At 71.7% G+C, this 13,826-nt stretch carries 11 protein-coding genes and 1 riboswitch; of the genes, 5 read left to right on the top strand and 6 right to left on the bottom strand.

Annotation, left to right across the window (positions count from 1 at the left end):
- Positions 1-45: 45 nt before the first annotated feature.
- Positions 46-978, bottom strand: a complete 933-nt coding sequence (locus Aut01nite_RS34765; RefSeq protein ID WP_083999852.1) for a dioxygenase family protein — start codon at positions 976-978, stop codon at positions 46-48.
- Between the two features lie 118 nt (positions 979-1,096).
- On the opposite strand from Aut01nite_RS34765, the gene Aut01nite_RS34770 reads away from it, so the two are divergent.
- Positions 1,097-2,272: a LolA family protein gene (locus Aut01nite_RS34770; protein WP_043531514.1), complete on the top strand. Its 1,176-nt coding sequence runs from the start codon at positions 1,097-1,099 to the stop codon at positions 2,270-2,272.
- A gap of 108 nt (positions 2,273-2,380) precedes the next feature.
- Here Aut01nite_RS34770 and Aut01nite_RS34775 read toward each other — a convergent pair whose 3' ends face one another.
- Both Aut01nite_RS34775 and Aut01nite_RS34780 read right to left on the bottom strand, forming a co-directional pair.
- Positions 2,381-3,181, bottom strand: coding sequence for a phosphatase PAP2 family protein (locus Aut01nite_RS34775; RefSeq protein WP_043531438.1), 801 nt, complete (start codon positions 3,179-3,181; stop codon positions 2,381-2,383).
- Between the two features lie 159 nt (positions 3,182-3,340).
- Positions 3,341-4,588, bottom strand: a complete 1,248-nt coding sequence (locus tag Aut01nite_RS34780) for an ATP-binding protein (protein WP_043531440.1) — start codon at positions 4,586-4,588, stop codon at positions 3,341-3,343.
- A 209-nt stretch (positions 4,589-4,797) separates the two neighbouring features.
- Here Aut01nite_RS34780 and Aut01nite_RS34785 point away from each other — a divergent pair, with 209 nt between their 5' ends.
- A complete protein-coding gene (locus Aut01nite_RS34785; RefSeq protein WP_236643091.1) occupies positions 4,798-5,577 on the top strand; it encodes a DivIVA domain-containing protein in 780 nt (259 codons plus the stop codon).
- A 51-nt stretch (positions 5,578-5,628) separates the two neighbouring features.
- Here the strand turns inward: Aut01nite_RS34785 and Aut01nite_RS34790 are convergent, their stop codons facing one another.
- From Aut01nite_RS34790 to Aut01nite_RS34800, 3 genes are all read right to left on the bottom strand, one after another.
- Complete coding sequence (locus tag Aut01nite_RS34790) at positions 5,629-6,585, bottom strand: C40 family peptidase (RefSeq protein ID WP_043531519.1); 957 nt, start codon at positions 6,583-6,585, stop codon at positions 5,629-5,631.
- 25 nt (positions 6,586-6,610) lie between these two features.
- A riboswitch (cyclic di-AMP (ydaO/yuaA leader) is annotated at positions 6,611-6,746 on the bottom strand.
- 122 nt (positions 6,747-6,868) lie between these two features.
- Entirely contained in the window at positions 6,869-7,777 is a 909-nt protein-coding gene (locus Aut01nite_RS34795; RefSeq protein WP_043531442.1) for a M56 family metallopeptidase, read from the bottom strand.
- Positions 7,774-8,127: a BlaI/MecI/CopY family transcriptional regulator gene (locus tag Aut01nite_RS34800; RefSeq protein WP_043531444.1), complete on the bottom strand. Its 354-nt coding sequence runs from the start codon at positions 8,125-8,127 to the stop codon at positions 7,774-7,776. The genes Aut01nite_RS34795 and Aut01nite_RS34800 overlap by 4 nt, the downstream gene beginning before the upstream one ends.
- A 74-nt stretch (positions 8,128-8,201) precedes the next feature.
- On the opposite strand from Aut01nite_RS34800, the gene Aut01nite_RS34805 reads away from it, so the two are divergent.
- The 3 genes from Aut01nite_RS34805 to Aut01nite_RS43945 all read left to right on the top strand — a co-directional run.
- Positions 8,202-9,614 (top strand): cytochrome ubiquinol oxidase subunit I, encoded by a 1,413-nt coding sequence (locus tag Aut01nite_RS34805; protein WP_043531446.1) that lies wholly within the window; start codon positions 8,202-8,204, stop codon positions 9,612-9,614.
- 12 nt (positions 9,615-9,626) lie between these two features.
- Positions 9,627-10,604 (top strand): cytochrome d ubiquinol oxidase subunit II, encoded by a 978-nt coding sequence (gene cydB, locus Aut01nite_RS34810; RefSeq protein ID WP_043531449.1) that lies wholly within the window; start codon positions 9,627-9,629, stop codon positions 10,602-10,604.
- A gap of 569 nt (positions 10,605-11,173) precedes the next feature.
- On the top strand, positions 11,174-13,826 hold a 2,653-nt coding region (locus Aut01nite_RS43945), incomplete at its 3' end, for an ABC transporter ATP-binding protein/permease (protein WP_239124625.1).

Here is a 13,826-nt window from a genome sequence, read left to right on the forward strand (position 1 = left end):
CTGCCATGCGGCCGCGGGTTTCCTTAACCGCCTCTCAGTGAGCTCTCAGCGGCTCGGCGGCGTCCCACCCATCCCACCGGGCGCCCCGGACGGCGCGCCGTCGCCGGTGTTCTGCCCGCCGGTCGGAGTGGTGGTGGTGTCCACCCCGACGTCGAGGGTGACGACCACGCCGCTGGTCACGTCGCCGGTGACGGTGGCCAGTTGCAGCGCGGCCGAGTCCTCACCGAACACGTTGTCGCCGTCCAGGGAGAGCTGGGCGAGGTTGGTGACCGAGGACTCGTACCCCTTCTCCTGGTAGATCGTGTCGCAGATCTCCTGGGGCAGCGCCACCTGGGAGGTCGCGATGACCTTGCTCGCGTCGGTGATGCTCGCCTGGTCGGGGTAGACCTCGAAGTGGATGTGCGGCCACCGGCCGGCGTAGCAGGCGGGGAAGACGCTGGTGAAGGTCACCGTTCCGGTGCTGTCGGCGATCTGCACGCCGCGCAGGTAGTTCTCCTTCGCGATCGCCGTCGAGTACAGCGAGTACTCCCCCGCCCGGTTGCAGTGCCAGACGTAGACGGCCACCCCGGCGTACGCGGCGGCGGATCTCGCCAGGTCCTTGACGGTGAGTGTGAGGGTCATCCGGACGCCCTCGGCCTTGCCGGTCGCGGTGCCGAAGCTGGACGTGATGTCGCTGCGGATCACGCCGCTCTCGGCGAGCACGTTCGGCCCGTTCGACCCGTCGCCCGGGTAGGGACCGGCGGTCTCGTCCGGGATCTCGGTGAGCTCGGTGTCCGTGCCGGCGCTCGCGGAGGTGCCGGTGGTGGCCGTCTCCTCGCCCGGCTCGCCGCCGCAGCCGCCGAGCCCGAACGCGACCGCGCCGAGCCCGACGGCGCGCAGCACCTGCCGCCGGCGCATGGTGGCCAGGTCGAACCCGAGGCCCTGGTCGAAGACGTCCTCGCCGGGCCGGGGAAGCGAGCGCCCCTCATATTCCGCCATCATGTCTCCTTTGTCCATGATTAGGCTATCTGCAGGGAACACCCTTAGGGGACCTTCTCAGCCGGATCACAGCGCCGCTGACGCACGATGGGTCGCAGAGATTCGGGAGGTGGACAACGTGTCCGTATTGAGGTCAAGGCCCGCGCTGCGTTGGCTGGTCCCGTCGGCTGCGGCGCTGGCGGTCATCGGGGGCGGCGCGGCAGCCGGAACGATCGTGGCGAACGCTGATCCGGCCCTGCCCGAGCGCAGTGCCGCCCAGCTGCTCGTCGACCTGCAGAACGCCGATCCGGAAGGTCTGTCCGGCACCGTCGTGCAGAGCGCCGACCTGGGGCTTCCGGGCATCGCGGGGCTGCTCGGCAACGTACAGGGCAGCGGCGGGCTGACCAGCCTGATCGCCGGGAGCAACACCGCCCGCGTCTGGTACGCGGGTGAGGAGAAGGCACGGTTCGCGCTGCTCGGCACGACCGGCGAGACCGATGTCATCCGCAACGGGTCCGACGTGTGGGTGTGGAGCAGCACCGACAACACCGGCACCCACGTCAAACTGCCCGCCTCGGCGACCGACAGGACGCCGCCGGTGGCGCCGAGCGGACTGCCCGGCAGCCCGCAGGAGGCCGCCGACGCCGCCCTCGCGGCGATCGACCCGACCACGGCGGTGACCACGACCGGCACGGCCGAGGTGGCCGGGCGGACCGCGTACGAGCTGGTCCTCAGCCCGCGCGACGCCGACTCGAAGGTCGGGCAGGTACGGCTGGCGATCGACCCGGAGCACCACATCCCGCTCCGCGTCGACGTCTTCGCCAAGAACAACACCAACCCGGCGTTCCGGGTGGCGTTCGAGCAGATCAGCTTCGCGGTCCCGGGCGACGAGCAGTTCGCGTTCAACCCGCCGGCCGGCGCGAAGATCACCGAGGAGACGCTCCCGGCGGACACCCACCGGGGCAAGCCGGACGCCAAGACCGAGAAGGAGGCCGAGAAGGCCCTCGCGGACGCCGAGAAGAGCGGTGACCTCAAGGTGGTCGGCACGGGCTGGACGTCCATCCTGGTCACCAAGGCGCCGAAGCTCGACGAGCTGGAGAAGGCCGCCACCTCGGCGGAGGCCGGTTCCACCCCGGAGGGCGTCGAGGCCGGCAAGCTGGCCAGCGGCTTCCTCGACACCCTGGAGAAGGTCGACGGCTCCTGGGGCAGTGGCCGCCTGCTGAACGGCTCGCTGTTCACCGTTCTGATCACCGACGACGGCCGGCTGCTGGCCGGCGCCGTCACCCCGGAGGCCCTGTACAAGGCCGCCGCCTGAGATGACACCCGTCGAACCGCCGGCCCGGGCACACCGGGCCGGCGGTTCGCTGTCTGCCGGGGCCACGCCACGCCGGCCGCATCGGACCGGCCGGCGTGGCGGTCGCGGTCAGGCGCGCTCGGGGCGCGGCGCGCGTGACAAACCCTCGGAACTCTGCCGGGGCGCGGGAACGACGGCGCCACGGCGCGGGGCGGGGAGAGCGGCACCGGCGGGTGGGCGCTGGGTGCGGAGGACGGCGTAGGCGCCGGCCAGCAGGGCGGCCGCGGCGAAGGCGTCGAGCCAGTAGTGGTTGCCGGTGGCGACGACGACCAGCAGCGTGATCGCCGGGTGCAGCAGCCACAGCGTGCGGTGACGGTTCGTGGTGGCGGCGATCAGAGCGATCGCGACGACCAGGGCCCAGCCGACGTGCAGGGAGGGCATGGCCGCGTACTGGTTGGAGATCTGGTCGGTCTCCGGCGGCCCGTAGACGGCCGGGCCGTAGAGCCGGCCCAGGTCGAGCATGCCGGTCGCGGTCAGCATCCGCGGCGGGGCGAGCGGGATCAGGAAATGTACGCCCATCGCGCCCGCCGTGAGCAGCACGATCACGTTGCGGGTCCAGCGGTAGTGGGCGGGCCGGTAGCGGTACAGCCAGATCAGGCAGATCGCGGTGGCCGGGAAGTGCACGTAGGCGTAGTAGCTGTTCGCCACCTCGATCAGCGCGTCCCAGCCGAGCAGGGTCTGCTGGACGGTGAGCTCGCTGGGCAGGCGCAGCCGGCGTTCGATGTCCCAGATCACCCGGGCGTTGGCGAACGCTTCGGCGACGTGCCCGTTCGCGACGATCCGGGCCGTCTTGTAGACGAGGAACAGGGCGCCGATCAGGGCGAGTTCCCGCAGGGCACGGGGTCTTCCGACGTGCTGTGAGTTCCCCATGCCGCTCCCCCGTCGATCAAGGGGACCTAGCATCCAGCGATCTTGCAGGTTCCGCAAGATTCCTGACGGCAGGAGTGATGTAACGCGCTGTTCACGTTCGCTCGGCCGCTCCGGCGGCGAGCAGCACCGCCGGCGCGGCGAGGATCGGCGCCAGGAGGGTCAGCGGATCCTGCGCTTCTTCAGGTACGCGGCCAGGTCGTCGTACTCGCCGCTCTCGTTGGCGAACATCGCCACGTTGCGGGCCGTGCTGAACCACGCGTCGGTGGACGGCCGCACCTCCCGCGCCGCCGCCAGCATGTCCGCCTGGTTGATCATGCGGACCTCGCCGGTGGCGATGGAGTCGCGCATCGCGTACTCGGCGGCGGTCTCGCACAGGTGCGCCAGATCCGCGCCGGAGTAGTGCTCGGTCGCCGCCGCGACCGCGGCCAGGTCGATCCCGGCGACCGGCCGGTCCCGCAGGTGGTACTCCAGGATCGCGGCCCGGGCCGGCCCGTCCGGCGGCAGCACCAGCACGGTCCGGTCCAGCCGGCCCGGCCGCCGCAGCGCGGCGTCGACATCCCACGGCGCGTTGGTCGCCGCCAGCACGAACACCCCGTCGTTGCCGCCGTCCACCCCGTCCAGTTCGGTGAGCAGCTGGTTCACCACGGTCCGCATGGACGACTGCAACTGGCTGCGCTTGTGCCCGAGCGCGTCGATCTCGTCCAGGAACAGCACGCACGGAGCGTGGCCGCGCGCCGACTCGAACAGATCGTGCAGGTTCCGCTCCGAGCTGCCGATCCACATGTGCAGGACGTCGGTGATGCTCAGCGAGAGGAACGCGGCGCCCATCTCCCCCGCGACCGCCCGCGCGAGGAACGTCTTGCCGCAGCCGGGCGGCCCGTAGAGCAGCATCCCGCCGCGCAGGCTCTTGCCGAACAGGGTCCGCAGCTGGGGATTGCGCAGCGGCGCGAGGAAGGACACCTCCAGGCGCTTCTTCACGTCCGCCATGCCACCGACGTCGGCGAGCGTGACGACCGACCGCTCGACGTCGAACGCACGGTCGTCGTGCCCGCGCACCGGATCCGGCTGCCCGTCGGCCCGGGCGAACCGCGGCGGCACCGAGTCACCGAACTGCTCCTCCATCGCCGCCCAGTCGAACCCGGCCCGGGGTGCGGCCTCCGCGTCACTCACCGCGGGCGCCGCTTGCGGCTTCTCCGGCTCCGGGGGTACGCCACCGAGCGCCCGCGTCATCAGACCCCGGGCCGCCGCGTCGCCCGGCTCCCGCGCGAGGATCGCCGCCGCGTGCCCGATCGCCTCCGCACCCCGCCCCGCGGCCACCAGCATCTCGGCCAGGTGCAGCCGCAGCGTCAGGTCGTCCGGCCGGGCCTCGACGGCCGCCACCAGGCTGTTGATCAAGGCATCGCTCATGAGAAGCGATTATGCCCGGCGCGGCACGGCCCGCCGGCCACCCGCCCGGGGCACTCCGCCGGGAACGTGAATGTGATCTGAAACTCGCCCGAACGGCCTTGTTCGCGCTGCTCAAGGGGCTGGCCAGCGGGTGATGCCGGTCCACTTTCGGCGACGAGGTGGCCACGCACGGATACGATTCGCCAGCAGCCGCCCCTTGTGGTTGAACGGTGACAGTGCCGGGCAAGGGGCTGTCGACAAGCGACGCCGGGTCGCTGGACCGGATCCGGCGGGAATTCGAGGTTCTGATGGTGATCACTCCCGCGGACATCCACAACGTGGACTTCCGGAAGCCGCCGATCGGGAAACGCGGTTACGACGAGGAGGAGGTCGACGCCTTCCTGGACGAGGCCGGTCAGGAGCTGGTCCGGCTGATCGAGGAGAACGGCGCGCTCAGCCAGCGGTTACGGCATACCGGCGGCGACGCCGGAGCGGCCGTGACGACGGTGCTGAACTCCGAGGTCGCCGAGTTGACCGCCCGGCTGCGGCAGATGCGCGAGGGTCTCGCGCGCGCCGAGCACGAGGCCCGGGAGATGCAGATGCGTCTCCAGCGCGCGCACGAGGAGGCCCGGTCGGCTCCGGCGACACCGCCGGCCGGCGACGGTGACGTCCGGGTGCTGATGATGGCGCAGCGCACGGCCGACGAGCACGTCCGGGACGCCCAGCGCGAGTCGGAGGATCTGCTGGCCGAGGCGCGGGCCGAGGCCGATCAGGTCACCGGGGACGCGGAGCGGACGGCGGGCGCCATCGAGGCGGACGCGCACCGCAGCCACACCGAGGCGATGGACGACCTGGCCCGCAACCGGGCGGCCGCGATCGAGGAGATCGCCCGCCTGGACCAGCTGGCCGTCGGTTACCGGTCGGCGCTCGGCGACCACGTGCACCGCCAGCTGCAGGACCTGGACGGCGTGCCCGGCCTGCCGCCGGCGCTGACCGACGGGCGCTCCTGACGAAAGAGACCGCCGTCATACGCGACGGCGGTCTCTCCCGGTGTTCGACGATCAGCCCGGCCGACGGTAACCGGCGACCGGGGCCAGGTCGACGGCCGCCATCCGCACATGGTCGCCCGTGTGCGGAGCGTGCACCACCTTCCCGCCTCCGATGTAGAGGGAGACGTGGTGCACGTCGGAGAAGTAGAAGACCAGGTCGCCCGGCTTCAACTCGTTGCGGCTCACCGGCGTGGTGGAACCCCACTGATCCTTCGTGTAGTGCTCGAGGTGCACGCCGACCGCTTTCCACGCCTCCTGTGTCAGACCCGAGCAGTCGTAACTGTTCGGGCCGTTGGAGCCGAAGACGTACGGCTTGCCGATCAGGTCACACGCCCGCTGGGCGGCACGGCCGCCCTTGTCGTTCGTGTAGGTGACCGGGCACGGGCCGGTACGCAGCGGGCCGTCGTCGACGTTCGCCTCGCCGTACGCCGCGATCCGGAGCTTCTGGAGCTTCGTGATCTCCTTCTCGATCGCGGTCTTCTTCTGCTTGAGATCGGTGTCCCGGACAGCGATCTCAGAGGCCATCTTGTCGACCGCGGCCTTGTCGGTGGCGTACTTGTCCCGCAGTCGGGTGACCTCGGCGATCGACGTCTTGCGGTTCTGGGCGAGCTGGTCGAGAAGCGCGAGCTTCTCGGCGAACCCGTCCGGGTCACCGCTGAGCAGCGCGTTGGCCACGCTGGGCGGCCCCGCGATGTAGGCGTCGACGGCCAGCCCACGGACCTCGACCATCGCGGCGTCCACCTGCCTCTGCAGCGGCGCCAGGGTCCTGGCCAGCGACTTCTGCTGCGTACGCAGCTTGGTCAGCTTGTTGTGGGTGTTGTTGTAGTCCTCGATGACGGGTTCGAGCTTGTTCCACTCCGCGTCGATCTGGGCCTCTACGTCAGACGGCGAAGGAGTGGCGTAGGCGACGGACGGACCCGTGAGAACGATGCCGACAGTGGCCATCACGCACAGCAGCAGGGTGCGCATCCGTTTCACGTAAGCGCGTTGTCCTTTCTTCCCACTCAGCCGCCGACCGGGTTAGCTGACGGGTTCGGGCGGGAAGTCTGCCCGGCCGCCTCCGGAGAGGACGACTTCACCCCAGTTGCTCGGGTCCCCGGCTCGCGTCAGCGATTAGGCGGTGGTTCGCCAGATCAGCCGGGTGACCGATGGGGGGCTGCCGAACCGGGGATCACCGTACTCGGATCAAGGCGGCAAATGAAGGTCGCACACGCCGCCGCACGTTACGCGCCGCCGGCGACACGGAGGGTGATCAGAACGGCCAGGTGTGCAGGGCCCGGCCCAGCCACGGCACCACCAAGATCACTGTGGGTAGCACCAGCAGTCCGGTCGCGGCGGCCGCGCCCGCCACGTTGAGGGCGGCCGAGGTGCGGTCCGGAACGGCCAGCCGGGCCAGCCGGCGGCGCCGGGACTCACCCTCCGGGTCGGCGGTCACCTCCTCCGCCAGGGGGACGGCGTCGGCCAGGGTCGCCAGCGCGGCACGCAGCGGGCCGGGGCCCGTCCGGCGCCGCGCCGCGTCGTCCGCCACCATCTCGAGCAGCAGGTGCACGGCGTCCAGCGGCACCTTCGACCGAAGGGGCCGCGGCACCGCCTGATAGAACGCGGTGAACGACTCCATCACCAGCTCGTGCTTGTGCCGCAGGTGGGCGCGCTCATGGGCGAGGACCGCGTCGACCTGGTCCCGGTCGAGCACGCGCAGCACGCCGTCGCTGAGCACCACCCGGGGCTGACGGCCGGGAACGCAGTAGGCGAGCGGCAGAGGGCCGTCGAGGACCCGCACCTCCTCGCCGCCGAGATCCGCATGGCGCTCGACCCGGTCGAGCAGGTCGACGAGCATCCGGTGCCGGGCGCGGCGGGCGCGGGCCCGGGAACTGACCCGGACCAGCGAGACGATCAGCCGGATCACGATGGTCGCGGCCACCGCCAGGGAGAACAGCAGCGCGGCGACGGTCTCCGGGTGGCGGGCGCCGGCCGCCCGGGCCACCTCCTCCGGAGCGGCGAGGACCACGCCGAGAGCGCACAGCACGGCCGTGAGCGTCAGCGACTGCCAGAGCAGGACCCCCGCGACCGGGGCACGGTCGGTCCAGCGGGCACGCGCCAGGACGTTCGGCACGACCAGCGACAGGGCCAGCCCGAGGGCGCCGAGCAGGAGGGCGGTCACCGCTCGATGTTACGGGCCTTCTCGATCGCGGCCCGCAGCGCCGCGGGTGGCAGCTGCCCGACGAAGTAGGCCAGCGCGGCGTCCTGGTCGGGGGTGGCGCTGAGCGCGTCGAGCATCACGCCGGCGGTCATCTCCTCGCGGGTCTGCGCGGGCGCGTACCGGTAGGCGCGGTCGGCGCGCTGCTGGACGACGAGGCCCTTCTTGGCGAGCCGGTCCAGGACCGTCATCACCGTCGTGTACGCCAGATCACGGTCACGGCTGAGCAGCTCGTGCACCTGCCGGACGGTGAGCGGCTCGCGCGCGTCCCACAGCTTCGTCATGACCTCGCGCTCGAGATCGTTCCTTGCCATGTGAGCCACTCTACTTCAACGTGTCGTACTACGCGTCGTAGTATCTACTACGAATCGTCGTAGAGGGGTTTCCCATGGACGTGCTCGACCTGACCCGATTGCAGTTCGCGGTCGTGACGATCTACCACTACCTGTTCGTGCCGGTGTCGATCTGCCTGTCCGCCACCGCGGCCGGGCTCCAGCTCACCTGGATGCGCACCGGCAAGGAGAAGTACCTGCACCTGACCAAGTTCACCGGCAAACTGCTGATCGTCACGTTCGCCGTCGGCGTGGTCACCGGCCTCGTGCAGGAGTTCCAGTTCGGGCTGGGGTGGAGCGCGTTCGCCCGCTTCTACGGCGACGTCTTCGGGCCCACCCTCGCCATCGAGGGCATGCTCGCGTTCTTCCTCGAGGCCACGTTCCTCGCGCTGTGGTACTTCGGGTGGGACCGGCTGCCCCGCCGCGTCCACGCCGCCACCATCGTCGTCGTCGCCGTCGGGACGCTGCTGTCGGCGTACATCATCCTGGCCGCCAACTCGTTCATGCAGAACCCGGTGGCGTACGCGCTCGACCCCGAGACCGGCCGCGCGCACCTCACCAGCTTCCTCGATCTGATGACCAACGAGGTGGTGCTCGCGGCGTTCCCGCACACCATGGGCGGCGCCGCGATGGCCGGCGGCGGCCTCCTGATGGCCATCGGGATCTGGCGTGCCTCCACAGACGAGGCGTTCCGGACCCTGTCCCGGGTGGGAGCGTGGACCATGCTGATCGGCGGCGCGGTGACCGCGATCAGCGGCGACCACCTCGGCAAGGTGATGACAGCCGTGCAGCCGATGAAGATGGCCGCCGCCGAAGCCCTCTACGAGACCACCACGTCGGCGCCGTTCTCGATCTTCGCCATCGGTGAACTCGGCCACGACCGGCCGTTCTTCAGCATCGAGATCCCCGGGCTGCTGTCGTTCCTGGGCACCGGGTCGTTCGGCGGGACCGTGCAGGGCATCGACGACCTCCAGGCCCAGTACGTCGCCCAGTACGGGCCGGGCAGCTACGTGCCGATGATCCCGGTGGCGTTCTGGACGTTCCGGCTCATGATCGGCGCCGGGGTGCTCGGGATGGCTCTCGCCGCGTACCACCTCTGGTCCACCTGGGAGACCACCCGCCGCGTACCGCTCCTCCCGGAGTTCCTGCAGCCCGGGCGGGGAACGCCCGGATGGCTCCAGCGGTTCATCCTGATCGCCCCGGTACTGCCGGCCGCCGCCAACACGTTCGGCTGGATCTTCACCGAGACCGCGCGGCAGCCCTGGCTCGCGTTCGGCATCTCGAAAGTCGCCGACGGCATCTCCCCCGGCCTCACCCGCGCCGAGGTGATCGCGTCCCTGTGCGGGTTCACGCTGGTGTACGGCCTGCTCGCGCTCGTCTGGTTCCGCCTCGTCGTCCACCTGTCCCGTAAGCCGCTGGCTCCCCCGGTCGCCGCCGAGGAGACCCCCGAGCCGGCACCCGCCTACTAGGAGCGCCCATCCATGATCACGTTCTGGTTCGCGGTCCTCGTCCTCGCCTGGGTGCTCTACTTCGTCCTCGAAGGCTTCGACTTCGGCGTCGGGATGCTGATGTTCACCGGCCGCGGTGAACACGAACGCGGCGCCATCGTCCGCACCGTCGGCCCGTTCTGGGACGGCAACGAGGTGTGGCTGGTCGCCGCCGTCGGCGTCACGTTCGCCGCGTTCCCCGACTGGTACGCCGCCCTGATGTCCGCCCTCTACCTGCCGATGGTCGCCATCCTGCTGCTCCTCGCCGTCCGCGGCGCCGCCCTCGAGTTCCGCGGCAAACACGACTCGCCGGTCTGGCGGCTACGCGCCGACATCCTGCTGTCCGTCAGCTCCGCCGGCATCGTGCTGCTGTGGGGCGCCGTCCTCGGCATCCTCGTCGACGGCCTCGCCCTCGGCCCCGACGGTGAGGTCACCGGCGCCGGCCTCGGCCGCAGCCTCGGCCCGCTGCTCACCCCCGCCGCCGGGCTCGGGGCACTCGCCGCGCTGCTCGCCGCCGTCCTGCTGGGCGCCACCTTCCTGGCGCTGCGCACCACCGGGCCGGTCCGCCGCCGGGCCCGCGACATCGCCCGGCACACCGGCACCTTCGGCGCCGTCGCACTGCTACTGACCGGCATCGGTACGGGAAACCGCCTCGCCCTGGCCGCCGCCGCCCTCGTGTTCGTGGCCGGCCTGCAAGCCCGGCGCTCCCGCGAGGGGACGTCCTTCGCCGCCGTCGCGGTGGCCGTCACCACCACCGTCGTCGCCGTCTTCACCGTCCACGGCGACGTGGTCCTGCGCAGCACCCTCGACCCGGCCTGGTCCCTGACCCGGACATCGGCGGCGGCCGGCCCCGAGGCCCTGAGACTGATCACCGTGGCCGGTATCCTCATCCTTCCCGGTGTCCTTCTCTACCAGGCCTGGTCCTACTGGGTGTTCCGCCGCCGCATCGCCAGCGAACGGGTCCCCTCATGACCCCCACGAACCCTTCCCTCGGTACGCCCACCAGCATCACCAGCCCCGCAGGCACCGCCACCACTGGAACCACGCCCGCCGCAACCAGCAGCGCCGAAACGACCAGCAGCAGACCTGCCAGTAGCACGACCGCTACCAGCAGCGCGCTAAGCACTGAAGCGGCGAACATCGGCGGCGCACCCGACACCAGCACCGCGGCTACCAGCAGCACATCAAGTACCAGCGCCGCAGCTTCAGCCAGTGTGACGGCCCGAGCCGGCTTCTCCGCGCGGTCCTCCGTGTCGCCGTCGCGTCTCCAGCCGACGAATCCGGCGCCCACCCGGCTCTCCGCCCCCCACACACCCCGGAACGGCAGAGATCTTGGGCGATTCACCCCCGGATCCGGGGGTGAATCGCCCAAGATCGCGGAGGCGGGCGACGAGCCCCAACCGAGCGACGACGTGAAACGAACGCCGCAGGCCAAGCCGACCGTGATGCCGCAGGCCGAACGAGCCGGAACACGACGGGCCGAGCAGGCCGTGATGCCGCAGGCCGAACAGACCGGAACGCCACGGGCCGAGCAGGCCGTGATGCCGGGGCCCGAACAGACCGGAACGCCGCGGAGCGAGCAGGCCGCCACGCCGCGGGCGGCGCGGGTCGTGAAGGGGCCGATCGATCCGCGGCTGCTGCGTCACGCCCGGGCGAGCCGAACCGGGATCGCACTTCTCACGCTGATCGGGATCGGACAGGCGGCGGCGACGGTCGCCATCGCTCTGGCACTGACCTGGATCGTGGCCGGTAGCGGTCTCCTGCCCGGCGCCGTCCCGGGGGATCTCGCCGCCGGATTCGTGCCCGGCGGCGGGACAGGTGCGCCGCCGGCGGGGATCGTGCTGCTGGCCGGGGCGTTCGCGGTACGCGGGCTGCTGGCCTGGGCCGAACAGGTCGTCGCCCAGCGGACCGCCGCCCGCGTCACCGACGAACTACGGCGCTCCCTGCTGGACCGCATCGTCCGGCGCGGCCCGGCGTGGGTCGCGGCGTTCGGCGCCGGGCGGCTCAGCAACATCCTCGGCACCGGCCTGGAAGCCCTGCGCCCCTGGTTCTCCGGCTACCTCCCCGCCCTGATCTTGGGCGTCCTGCTCCCCCCGATCGTCGTCGTGATCATGGCGGTGGTCGATCCAGCGTCCGCGACGATCGCCCTGTTCACACTCCCGCTGATCCCGCTTCTCGGCGCGCTGATCGGCTGGGCCACGAAGGCCCGTGCCGAACAGCGCTGGGCCGCGGACGCACGGTTGGCGGGCCACTTCCTCGACGTCGTGCGCGGGCTTGCCACCCTGCGGATGTACGGTCGTGCCGAACGCCAGATCGACGTCATCGCCGACCTGACCGACCGGCATCGCACCGCGACCCTGCGGGTCCTGCGGGTCGCCTTCCTCTCGTCGACCGCCCTGGACCTGGTCGGCACCCTCTCCGTCGGCCTGATCGCCGTCCAGGCCGGCCTCCGCGTCGCAGCGGGCACGATGGACCTCGGCCCCGCGCTGCTGGTGATCCTGCTGGCCCCCGAGGCGTATCGCCCACTACGCGAGATGGCCGCCCGCTACCACGCCTCCACCGACGCCGGCGCCGTCATCACCGACGTCGACACCATCCTCACCGACGGTCCCGTCGCCTCCAGCGACCCCATCGCCGCGAATCGCCCCTCTGCCGCTGTCCACCTCGCCGCCACCGGCGACCGCACCGCCGCGGGCGATTCGTCTGCCAGTGACGAGCCGGCCGTGACGGCGTACCTCCCTTTCACCGATTACCCGGCTCCCATGGGTGGCGGCGCCACGGACCGGGACTGTCTGCCGGCCGGCGGGCAAGCCGGGCACCGGGTTACTTCCGGCTGGCTCTCACGGCTGTTCCGGAGCCGGCGAGACAGCCGTGACGACCAGCCGGAGAGCCCCGGCCGGCTGTCACCGCCGGCTCAACCGGCGCGAGGCACCACGGAGAGCCGGCCCGGCAGATCCACGGTTGCGCGGGCGGTCCCCATGGGCCACGCCATGCAGGACTCCGCCGCTGCGCAGACGGTCCCCCTCAGCCACGCCACGCAGGACTCCGCCGCTGCGCAGACGGTCCCCATCAGCCACGCCACGCAGGACGACGAGTGGGGACGGGATTCGTTCGGGCCGGAAGCCAAGGGCGTCGATGCGGAGTGCGCTCCGAACGGTGGCGGGATGAACGGGCTGGAGATCGCTCGGCGGCGGCGAGCACTGCGGCAGGTGTTCGGGACGGACGGGCGCTGGGGCGTACGGGTGGTGGGGCTACGGGCGAGTTATCCCGGCGCTTCCGGTGATGCGGTACGGCTGGACGAACTGGGTGTCCGCGCCGGGGAACTCGTCGCGCTCCGCGGAGTGTCCGGCGCCGGTAAGACGACCGCGCTGCGTGTGCTGGCCGGGTTGCACCCCGCCGAAGCAGGGGCGATCGCCGTCGGCAGCACCTTCCACCTGCCGCAGCGGTCGTCGTTGCCGCACGCCCGTACCGTCGCCGAAGCCTTTCCCCCGGGAACCGGCCGGGACGATGTCCGGACCGCGCTGCGCCTCGCCGGACTGGCCACCGAGGTCTCCCCGGAGACACCGCTCGGCGAGCACGTCACCGGAATCTCCGCCGGCCAGCGTCAGCGCCTCGCCCTGGCCGTTCTGCTGCACCGGGCCGGGCGTGCGCTCACCGGCTGCCGCGACCGGGCGACCGCGCCGGTGGTCACGCTGCTCCTGGACGAGCCGACCGCCCACCTCGACCTCGCCACCGAGCTGTCGATCATCGATCGTCTGCGCGAGTTCGCGGCCCTGGGCTGCGCGATCCTCGTGGTCGCCCACCGTCCCGCACTGCTGGCCGCCGCCGACCGTGTCGTCGACCTGTACCCGCCCACGGGTGGCATCCTCCAGTTCGGCTCCTCCACGGCGGACGGCCGCCCGGTCAGCCGTACCGTCACCGTCACCGTCCACCCCGACGGTGAGCAGCCTTCCTGGGCCGCCCTCGACTCCGCTCACCGGCTGGCCGGGCCGTTCAACGGCACTCCGGCTCCGACCGGCACCGCGATTCCCGGCCCCACCCACCGGGCCGCGGAAGCCCTTCCGCCCGCCGAGGCCGGATTCGTGGCCGCCGCCTCCACCGAGGCCGGATTCAGGGCCGCCGCCTCCACCGAGGCCGGGGCTGAAGCCGACGCCGCTGCCGGGGCCGGGGCTGAAGCCGACGGCGCCGCCGGGG

The organism is Actinoplanes utahensis (assembly GCF_016862455.1).
Taxonomy (GTDB): Bacteria; Actinomycetota; Actinomycetes; order Mycobacteriales; family Micromonosporaceae; genus Actinoplanes; species Actinoplanes utahensis.